17 protein-coding genes and 2 tRNA genes are annotated in these 20,599 nt (G+C 73.3%); 12 read left to right on the plus strand and 7 right to left on the minus strand.

Translation table 11 applies throughout. The annotated features are described in order from the left end of the window. Window positions 1-177 precede the first annotated feature (177 nt). The 3 genes from QSJ97_RS13400 to QSJ97_RS13410 all read right to left on the minus strand — a co-directional run bounded on the left by QSJ97_RS13400 (window position 178) and on the right by QSJ97_RS13410 (window position 1,914). A complete protein-coding gene (locus tag QSJ97_RS13400) occupies window positions 178-1,326 on the minus strand; it encodes a slipin family protein (protein ID WP_285672284.1) in 1,149 nt (382 codons plus the stop codon). 436 nt (window positions 1,327-1,762) lie between these two features. After that, window positions 1,763-1,829: transfer RNA gene (locus QSJ97_RS13405), tRNA-Gln, on the minus strand. Window positions 1,830-1,832: 3 nt separating this feature from the next. Further along, window positions 1,833-1,914, minus strand: a tRNA-OTHER gene (locus tag QSJ97_RS13410). Window positions 1,915-2,348: 434 nt separating this feature from the next. Between QSJ97_RS13410 and QSJ97_RS13415 the strand changes: the two genes are divergently transcribed. Further along, window positions 2,349-2,552 (plus strand): hypothetical protein, encoded by a 204-nt coding sequence (locus QSJ97_RS13415; protein WP_285672285.1) that lies wholly within the window; start codon window positions 2,349-2,351, stop codon window positions 2,550-2,552. A 98-nt stretch (window positions 2,553-2,650) separates the two neighbouring features. On the opposite strand, the gene QSJ97_RS13420 is transcribed toward QSJ97_RS13415, so the two are convergent. The 3 genes from QSJ97_RS13420 to QSJ97_RS13430 all read right to left on the minus strand — a co-directional run bounded on the left by QSJ97_RS13420 (window position 2,651) and on the right by QSJ97_RS13430 (window position 5,877). Then, on the minus strand, window positions 2,651-3,943 hold the full coding sequence (locus tag QSJ97_RS13420) for an NAD(P)/FAD-dependent oxidoreductase (RefSeq protein WP_285672286.1): 1,293 nt from the start codon (window positions 3,941-3,943) through the stop codon (window positions 2,651-2,653). A gap of 61 nt (window positions 3,944-4,004) precedes the next feature. Then, window positions 4,005-4,481 carry a GNAT family N-acetyltransferase gene (locus QSJ97_RS13425; protein ID WP_285672287.1) on the minus strand — a complete coding sequence of 159 codons (477 nt, stop codon included), beginning with the start codon at window positions 4,479-4,481 and terminating at the stop codon, window positions 4,005-4,007. 4 nt (window positions 4,482-4,485) lie between these two features. Then, entirely contained in the window at window positions 4,486-5,877 is a 1,392-nt protein-coding gene (locus tag QSJ97_RS13430) for an aspartate aminotransferase family protein (RefSeq protein ID WP_285672288.1), read from the minus strand. A gap of 119 nt (window positions 5,878-5,996) precedes the next feature. Here QSJ97_RS13430 and speB point away from each other — a divergent pair, with 119 nt between their 5' ends. From speB to QSJ97_RS13450, 4 genes are all read left to right on the plus strand, one after another. Beyond that, window positions 5,997-6,995 carry an agmatinase gene (gene speB, locus QSJ97_RS13435; protein WP_285672289.1) on the plus strand — a complete coding sequence of 333 codons (999 nt, stop codon included), beginning with the start codon at window positions 5,997-5,999 and terminating at the stop codon, window positions 6,993-6,995. Continuing rightward, on the plus strand, window positions 6,992-8,344 hold the full coding sequence (locus tag QSJ97_RS13440) for a glutamine synthetase family protein (protein ID WP_285672290.1): 1,353 nt from the start codon (window positions 6,992-6,994) through the stop codon (window positions 8,342-8,344). Before speB ends, QSJ97_RS13440 begins: the two co-directional genes overlap by 4 nt. A 245-nt stretch (window positions 8,345-8,589) precedes the next feature. Beyond that, entirely contained in the window at window positions 8,590-9,090 is a 501-nt protein-coding gene (locus tag QSJ97_RS13445) for a ParB/Srx family N-terminal domain-containing protein (protein ID WP_285672291.1), read from the plus strand. A gap of 189 nt (window positions 9,091-9,279) precedes the next feature. Beyond that, window positions 9,280-11,334, plus strand: a complete 2,055-nt coding sequence (locus QSJ97_RS13450; protein WP_285672292.1) for a hypothetical protein — start codon at window positions 9,280-9,282, stop codon at window positions 11,332-11,334. Window positions 11,335-11,358: 24 nt separating this feature from the next. Here QSJ97_RS13450 and QSJ97_RS13455 read toward each other — a convergent pair whose 3' ends face one another. Continuing rightward, complete coding sequence (locus QSJ97_RS13455) at window positions 11,359-12,141, minus strand: IclR family transcriptional regulator (protein WP_285672293.1); 783 nt, start codon at window positions 12,139-12,141, stop codon at window positions 11,359-11,361. Window positions 12,142-12,484: 343 nt separating this feature from the next. Here QSJ97_RS13455 and QSJ97_RS13460 point away from each other — a divergent pair, with 343 nt between their 5' ends. Genes QSJ97_RS13460 through QSJ97_RS13490 form a run of 7 tightly spaced genes read left to right on the plus strand, consistent with a single transcriptional unit; the run spans window position 12,485 to window position 20,589 of the window. Further along, on the plus strand, window positions 12,485-14,020 hold the full coding sequence (locus QSJ97_RS13460; protein WP_285672294.1) for a 3-hydroxyacyl-CoA dehydrogenase: 1,536 nt from the start codon (window positions 12,485-12,487) through the stop codon (window positions 14,018-14,020). 24 nt (window positions 14,021-14,044) lie between these two features. Further along, window positions 14,045-14,740, plus strand: coding sequence for an SDR family NAD(P)-dependent oxidoreductase (locus QSJ97_RS13465; protein WP_285672295.1), 696 nt, complete (start codon window positions 14,045-14,047; stop codon window positions 14,738-14,740). Further along, on the plus strand, window positions 14,737-16,827 hold the full coding sequence (locus QSJ97_RS13470; RefSeq protein ID WP_285672296.1) for an acetate--CoA ligase family protein: 2,091 nt from the start codon (window positions 14,737-14,739) through the stop codon (window positions 16,825-16,827). Before QSJ97_RS13465 ends, QSJ97_RS13470 begins: the two co-directional genes overlap by 4 nt. Continuing rightward, complete coding sequence (locus QSJ97_RS13475) at window positions 16,824-17,819, plus strand: NAD(P)H-dependent flavin oxidoreductase (protein ID WP_285672297.1); 996 nt, start codon at window positions 16,824-16,826, stop codon at window positions 17,817-17,819. The genes QSJ97_RS13470 and QSJ97_RS13475 overlap by 4 nt, the downstream gene beginning before the upstream one ends. Then, window positions 17,816-18,202 carry a Zn-ribbon domain-containing OB-fold protein gene (locus QSJ97_RS13480; RefSeq protein WP_285672298.1) on the plus strand — a complete coding sequence of 129 codons (387 nt, stop codon included), beginning with the start codon at window positions 17,816-17,818 and terminating at the stop codon, window positions 18,200-18,202. Before QSJ97_RS13475 ends, QSJ97_RS13480 begins: the two co-directional genes overlap by 4 nt. Before the next feature lie 3 nt (window positions 18,203-18,205). Then, on the plus strand, window positions 18,206-19,378 hold the full coding sequence (locus tag QSJ97_RS13485) for an acetyl-CoA acetyltransferase (protein ID WP_285672299.1): 1,173 nt from the start codon (window positions 18,206-18,208) through the stop codon (window positions 19,376-19,378). Window positions 19,379-19,389: 11 nt separating this feature from the next. Beyond that, a complete protein-coding gene (locus QSJ97_RS13490; RefSeq protein ID WP_285672300.1) occupies window positions 19,390-20,589 on the plus strand; it encodes an acyl-CoA dehydrogenase family protein in 1,200 nt (399 codons plus the stop codon). Window positions 20,590-20,599 lie beyond the last annotated feature (10 nt).

Raw genomic sequence — 20,599 nt, forward strand, 5'->3', positions numbered from 1 at the left:
CGCCCTCACGGCACCGCGGCGCCCGTGCGGGCCGGCCCGGCGCGCCGATGCGCGGTGCCGCGCGCAGGCGCCTCCCCGGGCTGGGGGCTTCCGCTCGGGCGCTGCCGGGCGCCGTCCTCTCCGGGGTGGGTGGGGCCCGGGGAGGCGCCTGCGCCCCCGGGCCCCGTGCTGCCGGCCTCAGCCCTGCAGGCGGACCACCTCGTCGAGCAGGCCGCGGGTGCCGCTGTGCACCGTCAGGCTCTCGACCTTGCCGGCGATGCTCTCCAGCGCCTCGAGCTCCTTGAGGCGCAGCATCACCGGGTTCTCGGCCATCACCTTCGCGGTGTTGAGCAGCGACCGCGTCGCGGCCGTCTCCTCGCGGCGGCGGATGACATTGGCCTCGGCCTCCTTCTCCGCCGCCACCACGCGGTTGAGGATCTCGCGCATCTCGCCCGGCAGGATCACGTCCTTCAGCGCGATCTCGCCGATCTCGAGCCCGATCTCCGCCATCTCGGCGCGCACCTTGCCGGCCGCCTCGGCATCGACATGCACCTTCTCCTCCAGCAGCTGGTCGAGCGTGCGCGCGCCCAGCGTCCGGCGGAAGGCGAACTGCAGCGCCCGGTGCAGGGCATCCTCGAAGTCGCGCACCGCCGAGGCCGCCCGCTCCGCATCCACCACCCGCATCTGCGCGGCGATGTTGACCCGGAGCGTCACCCGGTCCCGCGTCAGCACCTCCTGGCCGTTCACGTCGACCCCGCGCCAGCGCATGTCGACGAGGCGCACGGTGACCTGGCGCCCGGTCTGCCAGAAGAGATGCACCCCCGGCTCCAGCAGCCCCATGTGCCGCCCGCCGATGGTCAGCAGGCCGAGCTGGCCCGGCTCGACGGTGGCCTTGACCACCTGCGCCTGGAAGCCGCCCCGCTCGATCTCGGCCCGCAGCGCCTCCGGCACCTCGAGCCGCTCGCCGATCGGCCAGCGGCGGATCTCCCAGGGCCCGGCATCGCGCCACACCGTGAGCCGCGTCTTCGGCGCCAGCGAGAGCGCGTGCAGCGCGCCGTCGCGGAACAGCGCCGCCGCCTCGCCCTCGCCCGCCTGCAGGGTGACCAGATGCGCCTCGGCGAGGTCCGGCCGCTCGCGCAGCAGCACCCGCTCGAAGCGCGAGGCGAGGTTGGGGCTCGCATCGATCGCGTGGCGCTCCACCGCGAGGCTGCGGCCGCGCGCCGGCAGCCGGTGCTCGCCCGGGCCGAGGATCGCCTTGAACCGGCCGTTCTCGAGCAGGATCGCGCGTTCGGTCTCGCTGAGCAGGACCCGGGTCCGGCCCAGCATCCAGTCGATGAGCCACTGCATCTGTCGTCTCCTTCGATGGCCTCCCGTTGGTCCGGGGGGTAATGGCGGGCGGAGCCTCCGTCTCTCCGCCGCGGATGGCAAAATCGGGGTCTGCGGTTGGAATTTCCGGTCGTCGGGTCGGCGTCGTCGGGTCGTCGGTCGTCGGTCGTGGTCGTCGGTTGTCGGAGAAGCCCGGGGCCGGCCGCGCGGCGCCGCCGGCGGACCCGGGCAGAGCGGGCCGCGCGGAGCCGGGGCGGGGCGCCAGCCCGGGGCCGAAGCCCCGCCCTGCCGCCTGACCCCGGCCCGGCGCGGCCATCGGCCGGGCACAGGCCCTTGGCACCGGGCGGCACCGGCACGGCACGGCGCCCGAAGGCATCGCCCCGCCCCGGCCCCGCCAGGCCGGCCCCGAACCCCGTCGTCGTGTAACCACCTGGTAGGTGGCGGCTTTTCAGGCCGCTGATGGCAGGAGTCGAACCTGCTACACCCAGATTCAAGGTCCGGTGCTCTACCCAATGAGCTACATCGCTTGGTGCAGATAGAGGGAGTCGAACCCCCCGGGCTTGCGCCCAACGGGCCGGAGCCCGCTGCCCTCCACAGGGCATTATCCGCGTTGCCCCTTCCGCCGGCCGTCCGGCCCCGGCATACGGACGCGCCAGCGGCGGCCGCACCGGAGGAGGGTTCGGGAACTCCGCCCAAGGGGGCTCGGAACCGTCGTTCGGGAGGGCTCTCTTCGCCGAATCGCCGCCGCCGATCAATCCGCCGCGGCGGGCTGCCGCAGGGATCGCGCCGACCTGTTGCAGGCAGGCCCACACTGAGACCAATTTGCAACAAATGCCGCATGTGCAAAATCCACCGTCGGTTCCGGGCTTGGAACGCGTGATGTTCGGACACATTTTTTCAGCCGTGCGACGGATCTGTGATCGGGTTGCGTAAACCGCATATCAGGAATGTGTGCCGTAAATTGCCATCGGGCGGTGATGGGATACGATGAGTTCAGCGGGCGAAGGAAACGCCCCACGCTGTTTGCCAGAGGCAGGTGACCCATGTGTAGAGCGACGGAGTTGCTGGAGCAGCTCTCGGAAGACGAACGACAATCCCTGTGCCGGATCCGCCGCGGCGCCTGCGCCACCGCGATCCCCAACGATCACGCCGAGAAGCTGATCCGCCTCGGGCTGGCGGAACTGGTCTGGGGTGACCAGATCCTCACCCGACAGGGCCGGCGCGCGGCCGAGATGGCCGCCGGCTGAGCGCCGGGCCGCCCGCCTCCAGGCCCCGCAGGCAATGCGCGGCGTGGCGGAGGGCGGCCGGGCGCCGTTCCCGGCCCCTGTTCCTGCCCCTGCCCGGCTCAGAGCCGGTCGCGCAGCGCATACCATGTCATCGCCGCCGCCAGCAGCGGGGCGCGGAACCAGTCGCCCCCCGGAAAGGCCGGGGTCGGCAGGCGCGCCATCACGTCCCAGCGCTCGGCGGTGCCGGCGATCGCCTCGGCGGCGATCAGGCCGCCCATGGTCGCCATGTGGATGCCCGAGCCGGACCAGCCGGAGATCGCCCGCATGCCCTGCCCGAGATCCTGGAAGGCCGGCATCCGCGTGCCGGTGATCGCCAGGGTGCCGCCCCAGGCATGGGTGTGGGGGATGCCGGCGAGCTCGGGATAGATCTCCGCCATGGCCCGGCGCACCAGCCGCGGGATGTCGCGCGGGAAGCGCCGGCCATAGCTCTCGCCGCCGCCCCAGAGCAGCCGCAGATCCGGCGTCAGGCGATAGTAGTTCAGCACGAACTTGGTGTCGCAGACCGCGACGCGGCCCGGGTTGATCCGGTCGGCGGTGGCGCGGTCGAGCGGCTCGGTGGCCAGGATGAAGTTGTTGATCGGCATCGAGCGCGCCTGCACCCGGCCCTCCAGCCCGTCGAGATAGCCATTGCAGGCGAGCAGGATGTGCTCTGCCGCCACATGGCCCGCCGCGGTCTCCACCCGGCCGGGCGCGATGCGGGTGACGCGGCTGCGCTCGAGGAGCCGTGCGCCGGCCCCCTCCGCCGCCCGCGCGAGCCCGAGCGCCAGCTTCAGCGGATGCAGATGCGCGCCTTCCGGCTCGTGGAACCCGCCATGGTAGCGCGTGGTGCCGAGCCGCGCGGCGACCTCCTCGCGCGAGAGCGCGACGATGCCGGCATGGCCCCAGTCCCGCGCCGCGGCCTCCGCCCATTCGGCAAGCTCGCGGGCATGGGCGGGCTTCCAGGCGGCCTCGACATAGCCCGGCATCAGGTCGCAGTCGATCGCGTGGCGGTCGATCAGCTCCCGGACCAGCCGGTTCGCCGCGACGGCGATCTCCCAGGCCCTGGCGGCGGTCTCGCGCCCGCAGAGGCGGACATAGTCCGCCATCTCCGCCCGCGGGCCGACGCCGAGCTGCCCGCCATTGCGCCCGGAGGCGCCCCAGCCCATGCGGTTGGCGTCGAGCAGCACGGTGTCATAGCCGCGCTCGGCCAGGTGCAGCGCCGCCGAGAGCCCGGCATAGCCGCCGCCGACGATGCAGACATCCGCCTTCGCCGCCCCGGCCAGCGCCGGGCGCTCGGGGATCTCGCCGACGCTCGCGGCATACCAGGAGGCGGCATGCTCCCCCGGACGGTCATTCGCGGTCAGATATCCCATAGCCACCTTTCGAATTCCGGTGCGGCGCCCGAGGCCGGCGCGCGGGGCCTGCCGGGAGCGCTCAGCCGCCCTCGAGCGCCGGGGCATAGCGGAGCGGGCCGCCCTTCCCCTCCAGCCCGCCGAGATCGAGCGCCATCAGGTGGCTCGCCGGCCAGCGGCTCCCGAAGGGCGCGGCGGCCGCGAGGCTGAAGCCGAAGCGGGCGTAATATGCCGGCTCGCCGAGCACGAAGACCCCGTTCCAGCCGCGCGCCGAGGCGCGGTCGAGCCCCTCGCGCACCAGCGCCGCGCCGATCCCCTGGCGCTGGCAGGCGGGATGCACCGCGAGCGGCGCCAGCCCCAGCGTGCCGGCGGGCGCGGCCATGCGCGAGAAGGCGATGTAGCCGAGCGGTGCCTCCTCGGGCGCGGCGACCAGCTCCAGCACCATGTCCCCGGCGAGGCGGAGGGCGGCGACGATGCCGGCCTCCTCGGTGCCGGCGAAGGCCGCGCCGAGCAGCGCCGCCACCGGCGCCCGGTCCGCCACCCGCAGGGTGCGGATCATCGGCTCAGGTCTCGCCGGCGCGGGCCTTGGCATCGGCCAGGTCGTCGAGGGTCCGGGCCGCGCGCTCCGCGATCATGTCCGCCTCCTCATGGGTCAGGCAGAGCGGCGGCGCGATCAGCAGCGTGTCGCGGGTGGCGCGCATCACCAGCCCGTTGGCCAGCGAGAGCTCGCGCGCCTCGGTGCCGGTCCGGCCCTCCTCGGCGAAGCGCGTGCGGCGTTCCTTGTCGCGCACCAGCTCGAGCGCCCCGATCAGGCCCACCATGCGCGCCTCGCCGACCAGCGGATGCTCGCCCAGCTTCAGCCAGCGCTCCTGCAGATAGGGGCCGATATCCTCGCGCACGCGGTCCACCAGCCCCTCCTCGCGCAGGATCGCGAGATTGGCGAGCCCGGCGGCGCAGGCCACCGGATGGCCGGAATAGGTGTAGCCATGGGCGAACTCGCCGGCCCGCTCGATCACCGGGCCGGCCACCCGGTCATGCACCAGCACGCCGCCCATCGGCACGTAGCCCGAGGTCATGCCCTTGGCGATCGGCATCAGGTCCGGCTTGATGCCGAAGGTCTCGGAGCCGAACCAGCGCCCGGTGCGCCCGAAGCCGCAGATCACCTCGTCGGCCACCAGCAGGATCTCGCGCTCGGCGCAGATCCGGGAGATCTCGGGCCAGTAGGTCTCCGGCGGGATGATGACGCCGCCGGCGCCCTGGATCGGCTCGGCGACGAAGGCGCAGACATTCTCCGCGCCGATGCGGTCGATCGCGCTCGCCAGCTCGCGGGCCCGGCGCAGGCCGAAATCGGCCGGGCTCTCGCCGGGCTCCGCCTCGCCGAACCAGTAGGGCTGGCCGATATGGTGCACCCCGGCGATCGGCAGGCCCGACTGCGCGTGCATGAAGCTCATGCCGCCGAGCGAGGCGGAGGCCACCGAGGAGCCGTGATAGCCGTTCTTGCGGGCGATGAAGGTCTTCTTCCTCGGCCTGCCCATCACGTCCCAGTAGACCCGGGCGAGGCGGAACACCGTGTCGTTCGCCTCCGAGCCCGAATTGGCGAAGAACACCTTCGAGAAACCCTCCGGCGCGACCTCCGCGATCGCCTGGGCGAACTCCGCCGCGGGCGGATGGGTGCACTGGAAGAAGGTATTGTAATAGGGCAGCACCTTGGCCTGCTGATACATCGCCTCGGCGATGCGCTCGCGCCCGTAGCCGACATTGACGCACCAGAGGCCGGACATGCCGTCGATCAGCCGCTCGCCCTCGGTATCGGTCAGCCAGATCCCGTCGGCACCGGCGAACACCCGGCTGCCGCGGGCGTTGACCTCCGCCATGTCGGTCTGCGGATGCCAGTGATGCGCGGCGTCGATCGCCTGGTACTCGGCGGTGGGGCGGAGGTTGCGGGGGCTGTCCATGCGGGTCTCCGGGGCTGCTGGAGCACAGAAGGTGCGGGCCCGCGCGGGTGCCGTCAAGGGGCGTGCCGCTTGCGCAATGGCGGGGGCTGTGCTTTGGCATTTCCCGAGTGGAGGAGCCGATGACCGACCAGGACCAGCCCGCGACCGACCAGCACCGCACCGAGCCGGCGCTCGACCGCGGCCACCGCCATGCCGCGGCGATGTGGGCCGGGGCGACCTCGTTCTGCCGCCTGCCCTATGCGGGCGATCTGGCGGGGGTCGATCTCGCGATCGTCGGGCTGCCGGTGGATGCCTTCGTCTCAAACCGCCCCGGCACCCGGCTCGGGCCGCGGGCGATCCGCGCGGCCTCGGCGATGCTGGCCTGGGAACGCGCCTGGCCCTCGGAATTCGACCCCTTCGAGACGATGCGGGTGGCGGACTGGGGCGATGTCAGCTTCGACTATGGCCAGCCGGCCGGGATCCCCGGCGAGATCGAGGCGGCGCTCCGCGCGATCCATGCCGCGGGGCCGGCCACGCTCTGCCTCGGCGGCGACCATTTCGTGGCCTATCCGAGCCTCTGCGCCCATGCCGCCCGGCACGGCGCGCCGCTCTCGCTGATCCAGTTCGACGCGCATACCGACACCTGGGGCGCGGAGGGCCGCGAGCAGCACCGGCTCGACCATGGCACCATGTTCCGCCGCGCCGCCGAGGAGGGGCTGATCGACCCCGCGAGCTCGATCCAGATCGGCATCCGCACCACCAACGACACGCCGATGGGCTTCACCATCCGCGATGCCGGCTGGGTGCACGAGAACGGCCCGGACGCGGTGGTCGCGGAGATCCGCCGGGTGGTGGGCGACCGGCCGGCCTATCTCAGCTTCGACATCGACTGCCTCGACCCGGCCTATGCGCCGGGCACCGGCACCCCGGTCTGCGGCGGGCTCTCGAGCTGGACGGCGAAGGAGTGCCTGCGCCGCCTCGGCCTCGCCGGGGGCACGCGGATCGTCGGCATGGATCTCGTCGAGGTCTCCCCGCCCTTCGACCATGCCGAGGTGACCGCGCTGGCCGGCGCCACCCTGGCGCTCGAGATGATCTGCCTCTACGCGCGCCTCACCGGCCGCGCCGGGGCCGGCGCATGAGCGGCTTCGCCGAGGCGCTCGCCCGGCTGCAGGCGGCGATGCCCGATCTCGAGGCGGCCGAGGTCTTCGTCAGCGATCTCAACGGCGTGCCGCGGGGCAAGCTGATCCCGGCCTCCAAGCTGAAGGGCCTCGCGAAGGGCGGCGTGAAGATGCCGGTCTCCTCGCTCGGGCTCGACATCTTCGGCGCCGACGTGCCCGAGAGCGGCACCGCGATCGAGCGCGGCGACCCGGACGGGCTGCTGCTGCCGGTGCCGGAGAGCCTCGCGCCGATGGGCTGGGCGGCGCGGCCGACGGCGCAGCTGATCTGCACGCTCACCGAGGAAGACGGCAGCCCCTGCGCCTATGACCCGCGCTCGGTGCTGGCCGGGGTGGTGGCCGAGGCGGCGGCGCGCGGCATCATCGCGACCATGGCCTTCGAGCTGGAGTTCTACCTCGTCGATCCGGCCCGGCCGACGCCGCCGCCGGGGCCGGACGGCGAGCCCCTCTCCCGCACCCGCGCGCAGATCTACGACCTCGAGCGGCTGCGCGCCTTCGAGCCGGTGATGGCGCGCATCACCGAGGCGGCCCGCGCCGCCGGCGCGCCGGTCGAGACCGCGATCGCCGAGTTCGGCCCCGGCCAGTTCGAGGTCAATCTCGTGCATGTGGCGGATCCGCTGGCCGCCGCCGATCATCTGGTAATCCTGAAGCGCGCGGTGCGCGGCGTCGCCCGGGCGGCGGGGCTCGATGCCAGCTTCATGCCGAAGCCCTATGGCGAGCAGGCGGGCTCGGGGCTGCATGTCCATCTCTCGCTGAAGGGGCCGGATGGGGCGCTCTTCGATGCCGGCGACGGCCCCGCACCCGCGCCCCGGGCAGGCCACGCGCTGGCCGGGCTGATCGCGCACATGGCCGATGCGATGCTGATCTTCGCGCCGCATGCCAATTCCTATCGCCGGCTGATGCCGGGCTCCTATGCGCCGCGGGCCGCCGCCTGGGGGCTCGACAACCGCGGCGCCGCGCTCCGGATGCCCGAGACCGCCGGCCCCGGCGCGCGCATCGAGCACCGGGTGAGCGGCGCCGATGCCAACCCCTATCTCGTCGCCGCCGCGGTGCTGGCCGGGGCGCTGGCCGGGCTCGAGGCCGGCCTCGCGCCGCCACCGCCGGTGCCCGCCGAGGCCGATCTCGGCGACGGCCTGCCGCTGCCGCTGACCTGGATCGAGGCGGAGCGCGCGCTGGCCGAGAGCCCCTTCGTGGCGCGCTGGCTCGGCGCGGAGTTCGCGCGCATCTTCGCCGCGATCAAGCGGCAGGAGCGGGCGACGCTGCTCGCCCGGGTGCCCGACACCGAATACGACGCCTATCTGCGTACGGTCTGACCGGGCCCGCCCCCGGGCCGGGGCGCTGCAACGGAAATGTCACTGGACCTTCCCCCCGGGGAAGGCGAGAAACCGGGCTGTGCGTTGTCTGCATGCGGGCGTGCGGCGGGGTGTGCGGCGATGCCCGCATTCCGGGCCGGAGCGCCGGCCCGTCACGCATGTATGGTTTGCCTCAATCCCAGATTCGGCATAGTTGTATAGTCAACATCCCGATCACCCCCCGAAGGCTCGCCGAATTGGATCGCATGCCAGCCCCGAAAGTCCAGTATCTCCGCAGCGCCGAGGACATCGACCGGATCTCCTTCCAGGACGGTCTCGCCGCGGTGGAGGTGCCGTTCGACCTGCTGCCGGCGCTGCCGCTCTCGAACGACGAGCGCTTCGCCAGTCCGCGACTTGCCCGGCTGATCCGCTCGATCCGCCAGACCGGCTATTCCTCCACCGCGCCGATCATCTGCCGCATCGGCATGAAGGGGCGCTGGGTGGTGGTGGATGGCGGCCACCGCATCACCGCCGCGCGCAAGCTGGGCCGGCCCTGCCTCGCCAACCTGTTCCGCCGGCGCGTCGGCACGCTGTATTTCCTGCTCTTCACCACCGAGGGGAGCTGGCGCAAGGTGCGCGCGATCATGGATACCGGGCTCGACACCGCGGCCGCCGGCACCCTGCCGCCGGCCGAAGCGGGCGAGCCCGGAACGCCGGGTGCGACACCGCCGGAGGCCGGCTCCGCGCCGGGCACCGGGCGCTCCTGAGCCGGCCCGCGCCGGCGCCAGGGGGGACGCCGCGGCAGCCGCATCGCGAGAGGGTTGCGAGATCGACGGGAGACGGCCCTTAAGGTTGTCACCCCCCGGCAATCTGCTAATCTCCGCTCCAAGTTGCATCGTGGTGTCCTCCACGGCGAGCGTTGAGCAGGCGCCGGTCAACAAAATCGGGAGCACGGCATGACAGGACGGTCGGGACAGGGTCTCGCGATCATCGCGGTCGCTGCATCGCTCGCCATCACAGCGGGCACCGAACGCGCCAGCGCCCAGTCGCGGCAGATCCCCTGCGGCGAGTTCTACGACGTGCAGCCGGGGGACACCCTGCGCGAGATCGCGCTCGACGCCTATACGGTGGGCAACTACCAGATCATCTTCGACGCCAATCGTGACATTCTCTCCACCCCCTCGCTGCTGCTCGTCGGGCAGCGGCTGTTCATCCCCTGCCTCGACGGCTCCGGCCCGCGCACGCGCCAGGAGGCCGAGACCCGCAAGGTGCAGGAGCAGCAGGCGATCCTGCAGCCGCCCGAGCCGAGCGCCGAGCAGTTCGCCCTGCCCGCCCCGGTGCCGCAGCCGAGCGAGGAGGAGCTGTTCGGCACGGAAGCCGAGAGCACGGAGGCGGCCGAGAGCACGGCAGAGGCCGCGGCCGGGGGTGCCGAACCGGCGCCGGCCGCAGCGGTCCGCGCGCGGCCGCGCCGGGTGGTGCGCACCGAGGTGATCCCGCAGCCCGAGACGGTGCGCCTCGCGATGCTCGAGGCGGCGACCTCGGCGCCGCGCGCCGAGCCCGGGCGCCAGCCGATCCAGCCCGGCATCGGGCCGCAGCCGGGCGCCGGTGCCCCGGCCGCGCAGCCCGCCGCGACCACGCGCCAGACCGCGCGCCAGACCACGCTGCTGCAGCCGGCCCGGGCCGGCGGGCAGAGCCTGCAACCGGGCCTGCCGGCCCCGCAGCCCGGCGGAACCGGCACGGGCACGGGCTCGAGTTCCGGCACGACGACGAGCCGGCCGGCGCCGGCCGGCACCCTGCAGCCGGCGCCCGGCGCCTCGGCCGCCGGCCCGCGCATCGGCAATGTCCAGCCCGCCCCCGGCGCGCGCGGCACCTCGAGCGTGCAGCCCGCCCCGGGCGCCAGCGGCGCGGCCGGCAGCAGCATCCAGCCCGCCCCGGGCAGCAGCGGCGGCGCCGGCGATCGGCAGTCGGGCCTGCCCGCCGGCGGTCAGGCCTCCGGGGCCGCGGCGTCCGATACCTCGGCCGGTGCCGGGGCCGCCGATGCCGCCCCGACGACCGGCTCCGGCGAGAGCGGCGGCTTCGATCAGCCGGTGACGGCGCGGCTGCTGCCCGAGAGCGCCCCGCGGCCGCTGGCCCAGCCGGCGCCGGATCAGCCGATCCCCCGCCTCGCCCTGTCGCTCGACAGCGGTTTCGGCTCGATCGGCGGAGCGGCCGCGCCCAACCCGGATGCGCCGGCCCAGGCCGCCGCCGCGGCACCTGCAAAGGCTGCCCCGATCCGCCTGCTGACGGGGAGCTACCCGCCCTATACCGGGCAGGACCTGCCGGAGCGCGGCATGCTGACCGATGTCGTGCTGCGCGCGATCGAGACCGCCGCCCCGGCGGCCGAGACCCAGGTCGCCTTCATCAACGACTGGAATGCCCATCTCTCCATCCTGCTGCCGCAGGGGGCCTTCGATCTCGGCTTTCCCTGGCTCAAGCCGAATTGCGACAAGCCCGACCTGCTGAACCAGGAACTGCGCAGCCGCTGCACCGACTTTGCCTGGTCGCAGCCGCTGCACGAGGTGGTGATCGGCTATTTCGTCAAGTCCGGCACCCCGCTCGAGGCGGTGCACGATCAGGCTGAGCTGGCCGGGCTGACCTTCTGCCGCCCGGCGGGGATGCAGCTTTTCGACCTCGAGCAGCGCGGCCTCGGCGCCGATGCCGTCACCCTGGTCACGCCGGATACCGCGGCCGAGTGCCTCGCGGGGCTCGTCGCCGGCGAGATCGACGTGGTCAGCCTCAGCGTGACGCAGGTCGAGGGCGAGCTTGCCGAGGCCGGGCTCATCGGCCAGGTCGCCGAGCTGCCGGAGCTGGCGGACATCCTGACGCTGCACGTGATCAGCCCGCGCTCCAGCCCGCTCGGGCAGAGCCATCTGGCGCTGATCAATCGCGGGCTCAGCGAGATGCGCGAGAGCGGCGAGTGGTTCGAGGTGGTCTCGCGCCACCTCGCCGGCTTCACCACCGGCACCCAGTGAGGCGGCGCCCTTCGCCGGGGCGGCTCAGCGGTTCAGCGCCGGAGGCAGGCCGAGGCCGCGCGCCATCTCGGCCAGCGCCGGGCCGATCTCCTCGGTCAGCAGCTCGCGCGGCACCGCGAAGGACGGCCCGCCCGCATTGATCGCGAAGAGGTCGTCGCCCTCGAGCGGCAGCACCGGCACCGCCACCGCGTTGACATCCGGGATCCAGTTGCCGAACCCGGTGCAGAAACCATGCGCGGCGAGCGACTGGCGCGCTTCCTCCACCGCGTCGCGGATCGCCGGCATGTCCGCCGGCACCCGGTCGGCCAGCGCGCGCAGCAGATAGTCGCGCTCGGCCCCCGGCAGGCAGGCGAGGATCGCCCGGCCCATCGCCGTCGACTGGATCGGCAGCCGTGCGCCGACGGTGCGCGAGAGCGTGATCGTCTGGCCGCCGCGGGCAACCTCGAGATAGACCACCGAGAGCCGGTCCCGCGCGCCGAGCGCCACGGTTATGCCGGCCCGCTTGGCGAGCTCCTCCATCAGCGGCCGGGCGCGCTCGCGCAGCTCCACCCCGGCGAGCATGGCATAGCCGAGCGCCAGCACCCCGGGGCCGAGGCGAAAGCTGCCGGTGCGCGTCGAGGGCAGCAGGTAGCCGAGCTCGATCAGCGTATGGGTGAGGCGCGAGACGGTCGGCTTCGGCAGGCCGGTGCGGGCGGCGATCTCCTGGGTCGAGAGCACCGCATCCATCGGCCCGAAGCTGCGCAGGATCTCCAGCCCGCGCGCCAGCGAGGTGACGAACTGCCGGTCGCGGGTCTCCCGATCGCCCATCTCAGCCTTCCTGTTGCCGTCCTGCCGCCGGTTCCGTTCGCCAAGCATGGGCCAGGAACGCCCCGGCGCAGACGAGGCCGAGCGCCGCAGGAAGCCGATTTCCGCGCCGCGGGCTGGCTCGTCGCGGAGCGGAGACCATCGCAACCCACGAAACATGATTTTGCACTGCAAGGTATTTGTCAACGACCGTCCGGACTGCCGCCGGCTTTCTCCGCACGCATGGGCGGCCGCTTACGGCCGGCACGGGCTCACGTTTCGTAATGCAGAAATATGTTTCGCCGAGCCACGAGATGCTGTCAGATCGGAGGCAGGGACGGGAACAGGTCCGCGGGGAGGAGACGGAATGGTATCGGCGGGCGCATCCGCATCCGATCCGGTGGCCGGTCCCGTTGTCGGCATTGTCGGCGCGGGCGCGATGGGCCAGGGCATCGCGCAGGTCGCCGCGCAGGGCGGGCTTCGGGTGCTGCTGCAGGACGCCCGCGCCGGCGCCGCGGCGGCCGGGCGCGAGGCCGTGGCCGCCCGTCTCGCGCGCCTCGTGGAGAAGGGCCGGATCAACGCCGCGGCCGAGAGCGCCGCGCTCGCGCGCATCGAGGCCGTGGCCGGGATCGCCGAACTCGCCCCCGCCGGGCTGGTGATCGAGGCGGTTGTGGAGGATCTCGAGGTCAAGCGCGCGGTGTTCCGCGAGATCGAGGCGGCGGTGGCGCCGGATTGCCTGATCGCCTCCAACACCTCGTCGATTCCGGTCCGCTCGATCGCGCGGGATTGCGCGCATCGCGGCCGCGTGGCCGGGATGCATTTCTTCAACCCGGTGCCGCTGATGCGTCTGGTCGAGCTGGTGCGGACGGTCTGGACCTCGGAGGAGACGCTGGCGCGGCTCGCGGCGCTCGGCCGGCGCATGGGCCGCACCCCGGTGGTGGTGCAGGACAGCCCGGGCTTCCTCGTCAATCTCGGCGGGCGCGCCTTCACCACCGAGGCGCTGCGCATCGCCCAGGAGCGGGTCGCGACGCCGGCCGAGATCGACGCCATCATGCGGGACTGCTGGGGCTTTCGCATGGGCCCCTTCGAGCTGCTCGACCTGACGGGGATGGACGTGAACTACCCGGTGACGCGGATCGTCTGGGAGGGCTTCGGCCATGACCCGCGGCTCGCCACCACACCGGCGCACCGGGCGATGGCCGAGGCCGGTCTCCTCGGGCGCAAGACCGGCGAGGGCTGGTATTCCTATGCCGGAGGGCGGGCGGCCGATCCGCCCTCGCCGGACTGGCAGGGGGAAGCCGCCCCCGCGCGCCGCGCGGCGCTGGCCGGAGAGGCGCCGGCGCTGGCGGCGCTCTGCCGGGCGGCCGGGCTCGCGGTGGGTGCGGATGACGGCGCCTGCCCGATCCTGGCAGCGCCCTTCGGCGCCGATGCGACCGCGGTGGCGGTGGAGAGCGGTGCCGATCACCGGCGCCTCGTCTGCCTCGACCTGGCCGGCCCGAACGCCGGGGCGCCCGCGGCGCGCATCACGCTGATGACCGCCCCCGGCGCCGACCCGGCGATCCGCGGCGCGGTGGCCGCGGCGCTGGTCGCGGCGGGGCGCAAGGTCACCGCGATCACCGACAGCCCGGGTTTCGTCGGCCAGCGGATCTGCGCCATGGTGGCCAATCTCGGCTGCGCGATGGCCGAGACGGGCATTGCCACACCGGAGGATATCGACACCGCGATGACGCTCGGGCTCAATTATCCGCAGGGGCCGCTGGCGCTGGCCGAGACGATGGGGCGCGAGCGCTGCCTCGAGGTGCTCGACCGGCTGCAGGCGGTGACCGGCGAGGATCGCTATCGCGCCAGCCCCTGGCTGCGCCGGCGCGCCGCGCTCGGCCTCCCCGTGCAGACGCCGGCCTGAGCGATGGGGCGGGAGACGGTCCTCGTGACGGGCGCGAGCCGCGGCATCGGCCGCGCCATCGCCGAGCGGGCGCTGGCGGAAGGCTACCGCGTGGTCGGCCTCTCGCGCGCCGCCGTGGCGGATGCCGGCTGGCTGCACGAGGAAGTGGATCTCGCGGCCCCGGATGCGCGGGCGCGGCTCGCCGGGATCGCCGCCAGGCACGCGCCCTGCCGGCTGGTCGCCAATGCCGGGATCGTGCGCGCCGGCGCGGTCGAGGCGATCGCGGATGCGGATTTCGACGCCAGCATGCGGATCAACCTGCAGGCGGTGATCTGGTCGGTGCAGGCGGTGCTGCCGGCGATGCGCGCGGCGGGCTTCGGGCGCATCGTCACCCTCGGCAGCCGGGCCGCGCTCGGCAAGCCGGGCCGCGCCGTCTATGCCGGTTCCAAGGCCGCGGTGACCGGGCTGACCCGGAGCCTGGCGCTCGAGCTGGCGCCGGACGGTGTCACGGTCAACTGCGTCGCCCCCGGCCCGATCGAGACCGAGATGTATGCCGAGAACCAGCCCGAGGGCTCGCCGGCGCGGGCCGCCGCCATCGCCCGCGTGCCGCTGGCGCGGATGGGCCGGCCCGCCGAGGTGGCGCATGCGGCGATGCATTTCCTCTCGGATGATGCGGGCTACACCACCGGGCAGGTGCTGCATGTCTGCGGCGGGCTGAGCGTCGGGGGGATGGGCGCGTGACCACGCTCGACGACCTGCTCAACCCGCGCTCCATCGCCATCGTCGGCGCCTCCGACGATCCGACGCGGATCGGCGGGCGGCCGCTCTCGCACATGATCCGCCAGCGCTTCGCCGGGCCGGTCTATCCGGTGAACCCGAAACGCGACCGGGTGCAGGGGCTGCAGGCCTATCCGAGCCTCGCCGAGATCCCGGACGGGATCGACTTCGCGCTGATCGCGGTGCCGGCGCCGCTGGTCGCCGAGCAGGTGCGCCTTGCCGCCGCCAGGGGCGCGAAGACGGCGCTGATCTTCTCCTCCGGCTTCGCCGAGGCCGGCGCCGAGGGCGCCCGGCTGCAGGACGAGGTGGCGGCGGCCGGGCGTGCCGGCGGCATCCGCGTCCTGGGGCCGAACTGCCTCGGGCTGTTCAACGCCGAGGCCGGGTTCTACCCCACCTTCTCCTCCACCATCGACCGCGCGACGCCGGTGCCCGGCGGCATCTCGATCGCCAGCCAGTCCGGCGCCTATGGCAGCCATATCTACATGGCCAGCCATGCCCGCGGGCTCGGCATCCGCTACTGGGTGACCACCGGCAACGAGGTCGATGTGAGCACGCCGGAGGTGATCCGCCTGCTCGCCGAGCATGACGACGTGCACACCATCATGGCCTATGCCGAGAGCGTGAAGGACGGGCCGGCCCTCGTCGAGGCGCTGGAGACCGCGCGGGCCAACCGCAAGCCGGTGGTGATGATGAAGGTCGGCCGCTCCGCGGTGGGGGCGGCGGCGGCATCCTCGCACACCGCCTCGCTGGCCGGGGAGGACGCGGTCTATGACGCGGTGATCCGCCAGCACGGCGCCTGGCGCGCCCGCTCCACCGAGGAGATGCTCGACCTCGCCTATGCCGCGCGGCCGCGGATCTATCCCGCCGGGCGCCGGCTCGGGCTGGTGACGATCTCCGGCGGCGCCGGGGTGCTGATGGCGGATGTGGCCGAGGCGGAGGGGCTCGATGTCGCGCCGATGCCCGAGCAAAGCCAGGCGGAGATGCGCGCGATCCTTCCCTTCGCGGCGCCGCGCAACCCGGTGGACGTCACGGCGCAGCTCTTCAACGACCTTTCGCTGATCCCCCGCTTCACCCGCACCATGCTCGACCGCGGCGGCTATGACGGGATCATCGGGTTCTGGACCTCGGTGGCCGGCTCGCCGATCCTCGGCCGGCCGCTGCTCGCGCATCTGACCGAGACCATGGCGGACTACCCGGACCGGCTGTTCCTGCACGTGATGCTGGCGCCGGAGGAGATCCGCGCGGCCTACGAGGCAGCCGGCTTCCCCTGCTTCGAGGACCCGAGCCGCGCGGTGATCGCCATGGGCCTCCTGATGCGCTTTGCCGAGGCCTTCGCCGCCGGGCGGCCGGAGGCGCCGCCGCTGCCGGCGCCGGCCGATCTCGGCGCCGGCCCGCTCGGGGAGCGCGAGGCGAAACGCCTACTGGCCGCGGCGGGCCTGCCGATGGTGCCGGACCGGCTGGCCACGACGCCGGAGGAGGCCGCCGCCGCGGCGCGCGCGCTCGGCGGACCGGTCGCCATCAAGCTCGCCTCGCCGGACATCGCGCACAAGACCGAGATCGGCGGCGTCGCGCTCGGCATCGAGGCCCCCGCGGCCGCCGCCGCCGCGCATGAGCGGATCGTCGCCGCGGCGCGGCTCGCCCGGCCGGAGGCGCGGGTCGCGGGCACGCTGGTCTCGCCGATGGTGAGCGGCGGGGTCGAGTGCCTGCTCGGCGCGCGGAACGATCCGGTCTTCGGCCCGGTGGTGGCCTTCGGCCTCGGCGGCATCTTCGCGGAGGTGCTGCGCGACGTCTCGCTGCGCCGCGCCCCCTTCGGGCCGGCGGTGGCCCGCGAGATGATCGCCGGGCTGAAGGGCGCGGCGCTGCTCGCCGGCGCGCGCGGCCAGCCGCCCGCGGATCTGGCGGCCCTCGCCGCCACGATCTCGCGCTTCTCCGCCTTTGCCGCCGCCAATGCCCACCAGATCGAGAGCGTCGAGATGAACCCGCTGCGTGCCCTGCCGGAGGGCTGCCTGGCGCTCGACGCGCTGATCATCCGCCGGGAGGACCCTGCATGACACTGCCCGCCCCGCTCCGCGATCTCCGGTTGCCGGTGATCGGCGCGCCGATGTTCATCGTCTCCGGCCCGGAGCTGGTGATTGCCCAGTGCACGGCGGGCATCATCGGCAGCTTCCCGGCACTCAATGCGCGCGAGGAGGCTGGCGAGCCGCCGATGCTCGAGACCTGGCTGGCCCGCATCACCGAGGCGCTCGACCGGCACGACCAGGCCAATCCGGACCGCCCCGCCGCCCCCTTCGCGGTGAACCAGATCGTGCATCGCTCCAACGAAAGGCTGCAGCGCGACGTCGAGATCTGCCACCGCTGGAGGGTGCCGGTCTGGATCACCTCGCTCGGCGCGCGGCCCGAGGTCTACGAGGCGGCGCATGACTGCGGCGCCATCGTGCTGCATGACGTGATCGACAACCGCTTCGCCCGCAAGGCCATCGAGAAGGGCGCCGACGGGCTGATCGCGGTGGCCGCCGGGGCGGGCGGGCATGCCGGCACCTGGTCGCCCTTCGCGCTGGTGCAGGAGATCCGCACCTGGTTCGACGGGCCGCTCGCGCTCTCGGGCTGCATCGCCACCGGCGGGAGCGTGCTGGCGGCGCGGGCGATGGGGGCGGATCTGGCCTATGTCGGCTCCGCCTTCATCGCCACCGAGGAGGCCCGCGCCGATCCCGGCTACAAGCGCATGATCGCCGAGGGCGGCGCGGCAGACATCGTCTACACCAGCCATTTCAGCGGCGTGCCGGGGAACTACCTGCGCCCCTCGATCGCGCAGAACGGGCTCGACCCCGACACTCTGCCGGAGCGCGACCCGGGCAGCATGGACTTTGCCGCCGGCAGTTCGCGGCCCAAGGCCTGGAAGGATATCTGGAGCGCCGGACAGGGCATCGGCGCGGTGCGCGAGACCGTGCCGGCGGCGGCGCTGATCGACCGGCTGGCGCGGGAATACCGCGCGGCGCAGGCCCGGCTCGCGCCCGCCGCCGTCAAACGGGAGGAAACGGCATGAGCGACGACACCCGCGATCCCGGCCCCGAGGCGCGCTTTCGGGCCTATCTCGCCGAGGGGCGCTTCATGATCCAGCGTTCGGCCTCCACCGGCATGCATGTGTTCTATCCCCGCGTCGCCGTTCCCGGCAGCGGCGAGACCGATCTCGACTGGGTCGAGGCGAGCGGCCGCGGCACCGTCCATGCCACCACCTGCAACCGCCGGCGCCCGGAGCAGGGCGGCGACTACAACGTCGCGCTGATCGATCTCGCGGAGGGCCCGCGGATGATGGCGCGCGTCGAGGGCATCGCGCCGGATGCGGTGCGCATCGGCATGGCGGTCGAGGCCCGGATCGGCGAGGCGGACGGCGCGCCGGCGGTGGTCTTCGTGCCGGCGGAGGGCTGAGCCATGGCGCAGTCCCTGCGCGGCAGCGCCGCCTGTGTCGGGCTCGCCACCGCGGGCGTCGGCGAGGCCCCCGGCCGCAACGCCATGGAGCTGATGGCCGAGGCGGTGATCGGGGCGCTGGCCGATGCCGCGATCCCGCTCGCCGCGGTCGACGGGCTCTTTGCCGCCACCGCCTTCCACTCGATGGCGGCGATGTCGCTGGCCGAGCATCTCGGCATTCGGCCCGCCTTCTCCGACGGCTCGAACATCGGCGGCGCCTCGGGCATGGCCCATGCGCTGCTGGCGGCGATGGCGCTCGAGGCCGGGCAGATCGACGTCGCGGTGATCGCCTACGGCTCCAACCAGCGCACCGCGGGGGGCTTCCGCTCGGTCTCCGAGCCGATGCCCTTCGAAGCGGAATACGGGCCGCGCAATCCGATCACCGCCTATGCGCTGGCGGCGAGCCGCTACATGCACGAGTTCGGCGCGACGCGCGAGGATCTGGCGGCGGTCGCGGTGGCGGCGCGGGCCTGGGCCAATCTCAACCCCGAGGCGGTGATGCAGGGGCCACTGACGGTGGCCGAGGTGACCGGGGCGCGGATGATCTCCGACCCGCTCGGCAAGCTGGACTGCTGCCTCGTGACCGACGGCGCTGCCGCCTTCGTGATGACCCGCGCCGACCGCGCGCGCGACTGCCCGCATCTCCCGGTCCACCTGCTCGGCGCCGCGACCGAGCACCATCACCGGATGATCTCGGCGATGCCCAGCCTCACCACCACCGCGGCGGCGGCCAGCGGGCCGCGGGCCTTCGCCATGGCGGGCTATGGCCCGGCGGAGATGGACACGGTGCAGGTCTATGACGCCTTCACCATCAACACGCTGCTGTTCCTCGAGGATCTCGGCTTCTGCGCCAAGGGCGAGGCAAAGGATTTCATCGGCGGCGGGCATATCGCGCCCGGCGGGGGGCTGCCCGTCAACACCAATGGCGGCGGCCTCTCGGCGGTGCATCCGGGGATGTACGGCCATTTCGTCACCATCGAGGCGATCCGGCAGATCCGCGCCGCGGCCGGCGGCGCGGAAGGCCCGCGCGGCGAGGGAGGCTGGATCCCCAGCGCCAGGCTCTCGCTGGCGCATGGCAATGGCGGCGTGCTGGCGAGCCAGGCAACCACCGTCTGGGGCCACCCGGACACGCTCTGAGGAGGACGGCCATGGATCTCGACCTCTCGCCCGGGGAAGCCGCCTTCCGCGACGAGGTGCGCGCCTGGCTGGCCGCCGCCCTGCCCGCCCGCATCCGCGACAAGGTCCGCGCGCAGAAGCGCCTCACCAAGGCCGATCACGAGGCGTGGCACGCGCTGCTGGCGGGCCGCGGCTGGCTCTGCTTGCACTGGCCGCGGGCGCTCGGCGGCGCCGGCTTCACCCCGGTGCAGAAGCACATCTTCGAGGCGGAGATGGTCGCGGCCGACGCGCCGCGCATCGTGCCGTTCGGGCCGAACATGCTGGGGCCGGTTCTCATCGAATTCGGCACCGCGGCGCAGAAGGCGCATTGCCTGCCGAGGATCCTCTCGGGGGCCGACTGGTGGTGCCAGGGCTATTCCGAGCCGGGCGCCGGCTCGGACCTCGCCTCGCTCGCGACCCGGGCGGTGCGCGAGGGCGACCACTACATCGTCAACGGCCAGAAGACCTGGACCACGCTCGGCCACCACGCCAATGCGATGTTCGCGCTGGTGCGCACCGATCCGGCGGCGCCGAAGCCGCAGCAGGGGATCTCCTTCCTGCTGATCGACATGGCGAGCCCCGGCGTCGAGGTCCGCCCGATCGTCACGCTCGACGGCGAGCACGAGGTCAACGAGGTCTGGCTGACCGATGTGCGGGTGCCGGTGGAAAACCTCGTCGGCCGCGAGAACGACGGCTGGACGGTGGCGAAATACCTCCTCGGCTTCGAGCGCACCGGCCTCGCCGGCACCGCATTCTCCCGCCAGGGCTTCGAGCATCTGAAGCGCATCGCCCGGATCGAGCAGGCCGATGGCCGCCCGCTGGCCGAGGACCCGGCCTTCTCGCTGCGCATGGCCGAGGTGGAGATCGACCTGATGGCGATGGACGTGTTCAACCTGCGCATGGTCTCGGCCGCCAATGCCGGCGAGGCGATCGGGCCGGAGGCCTCGCTGATCAAGATCAAGGGCACCGAGCTGCGCCAGCGCATCACCGATCTCCTGCGCCGCGCGGTGGGGCCCTATGCGATGCCCTTCGTGCCGGAGGCCTTCGACGAGGGCTACAACGACGCGCCCATCGGGCCCGGCCATGCCGCCCCGCTCGCGCGGCAGTATTTCAACATGCGCAAGCTCTCGATCTATGGCGGCTCGAACGAGATCCAGAAGAACATCGTCGCCAAGACGATGCTCGGGCTCTGAGGGGGGCGGC

It is taken from the genome of Paralimibaculum aggregatum, from assembly GCF_030270585.1.
Taxonomy (GTDB): Bacteria; Pseudomonadota; Alphaproteobacteria; order Rhodobacterales; family Rhodobacteraceae; genus Thermohalobaculum; species Thermohalobaculum aggregatum.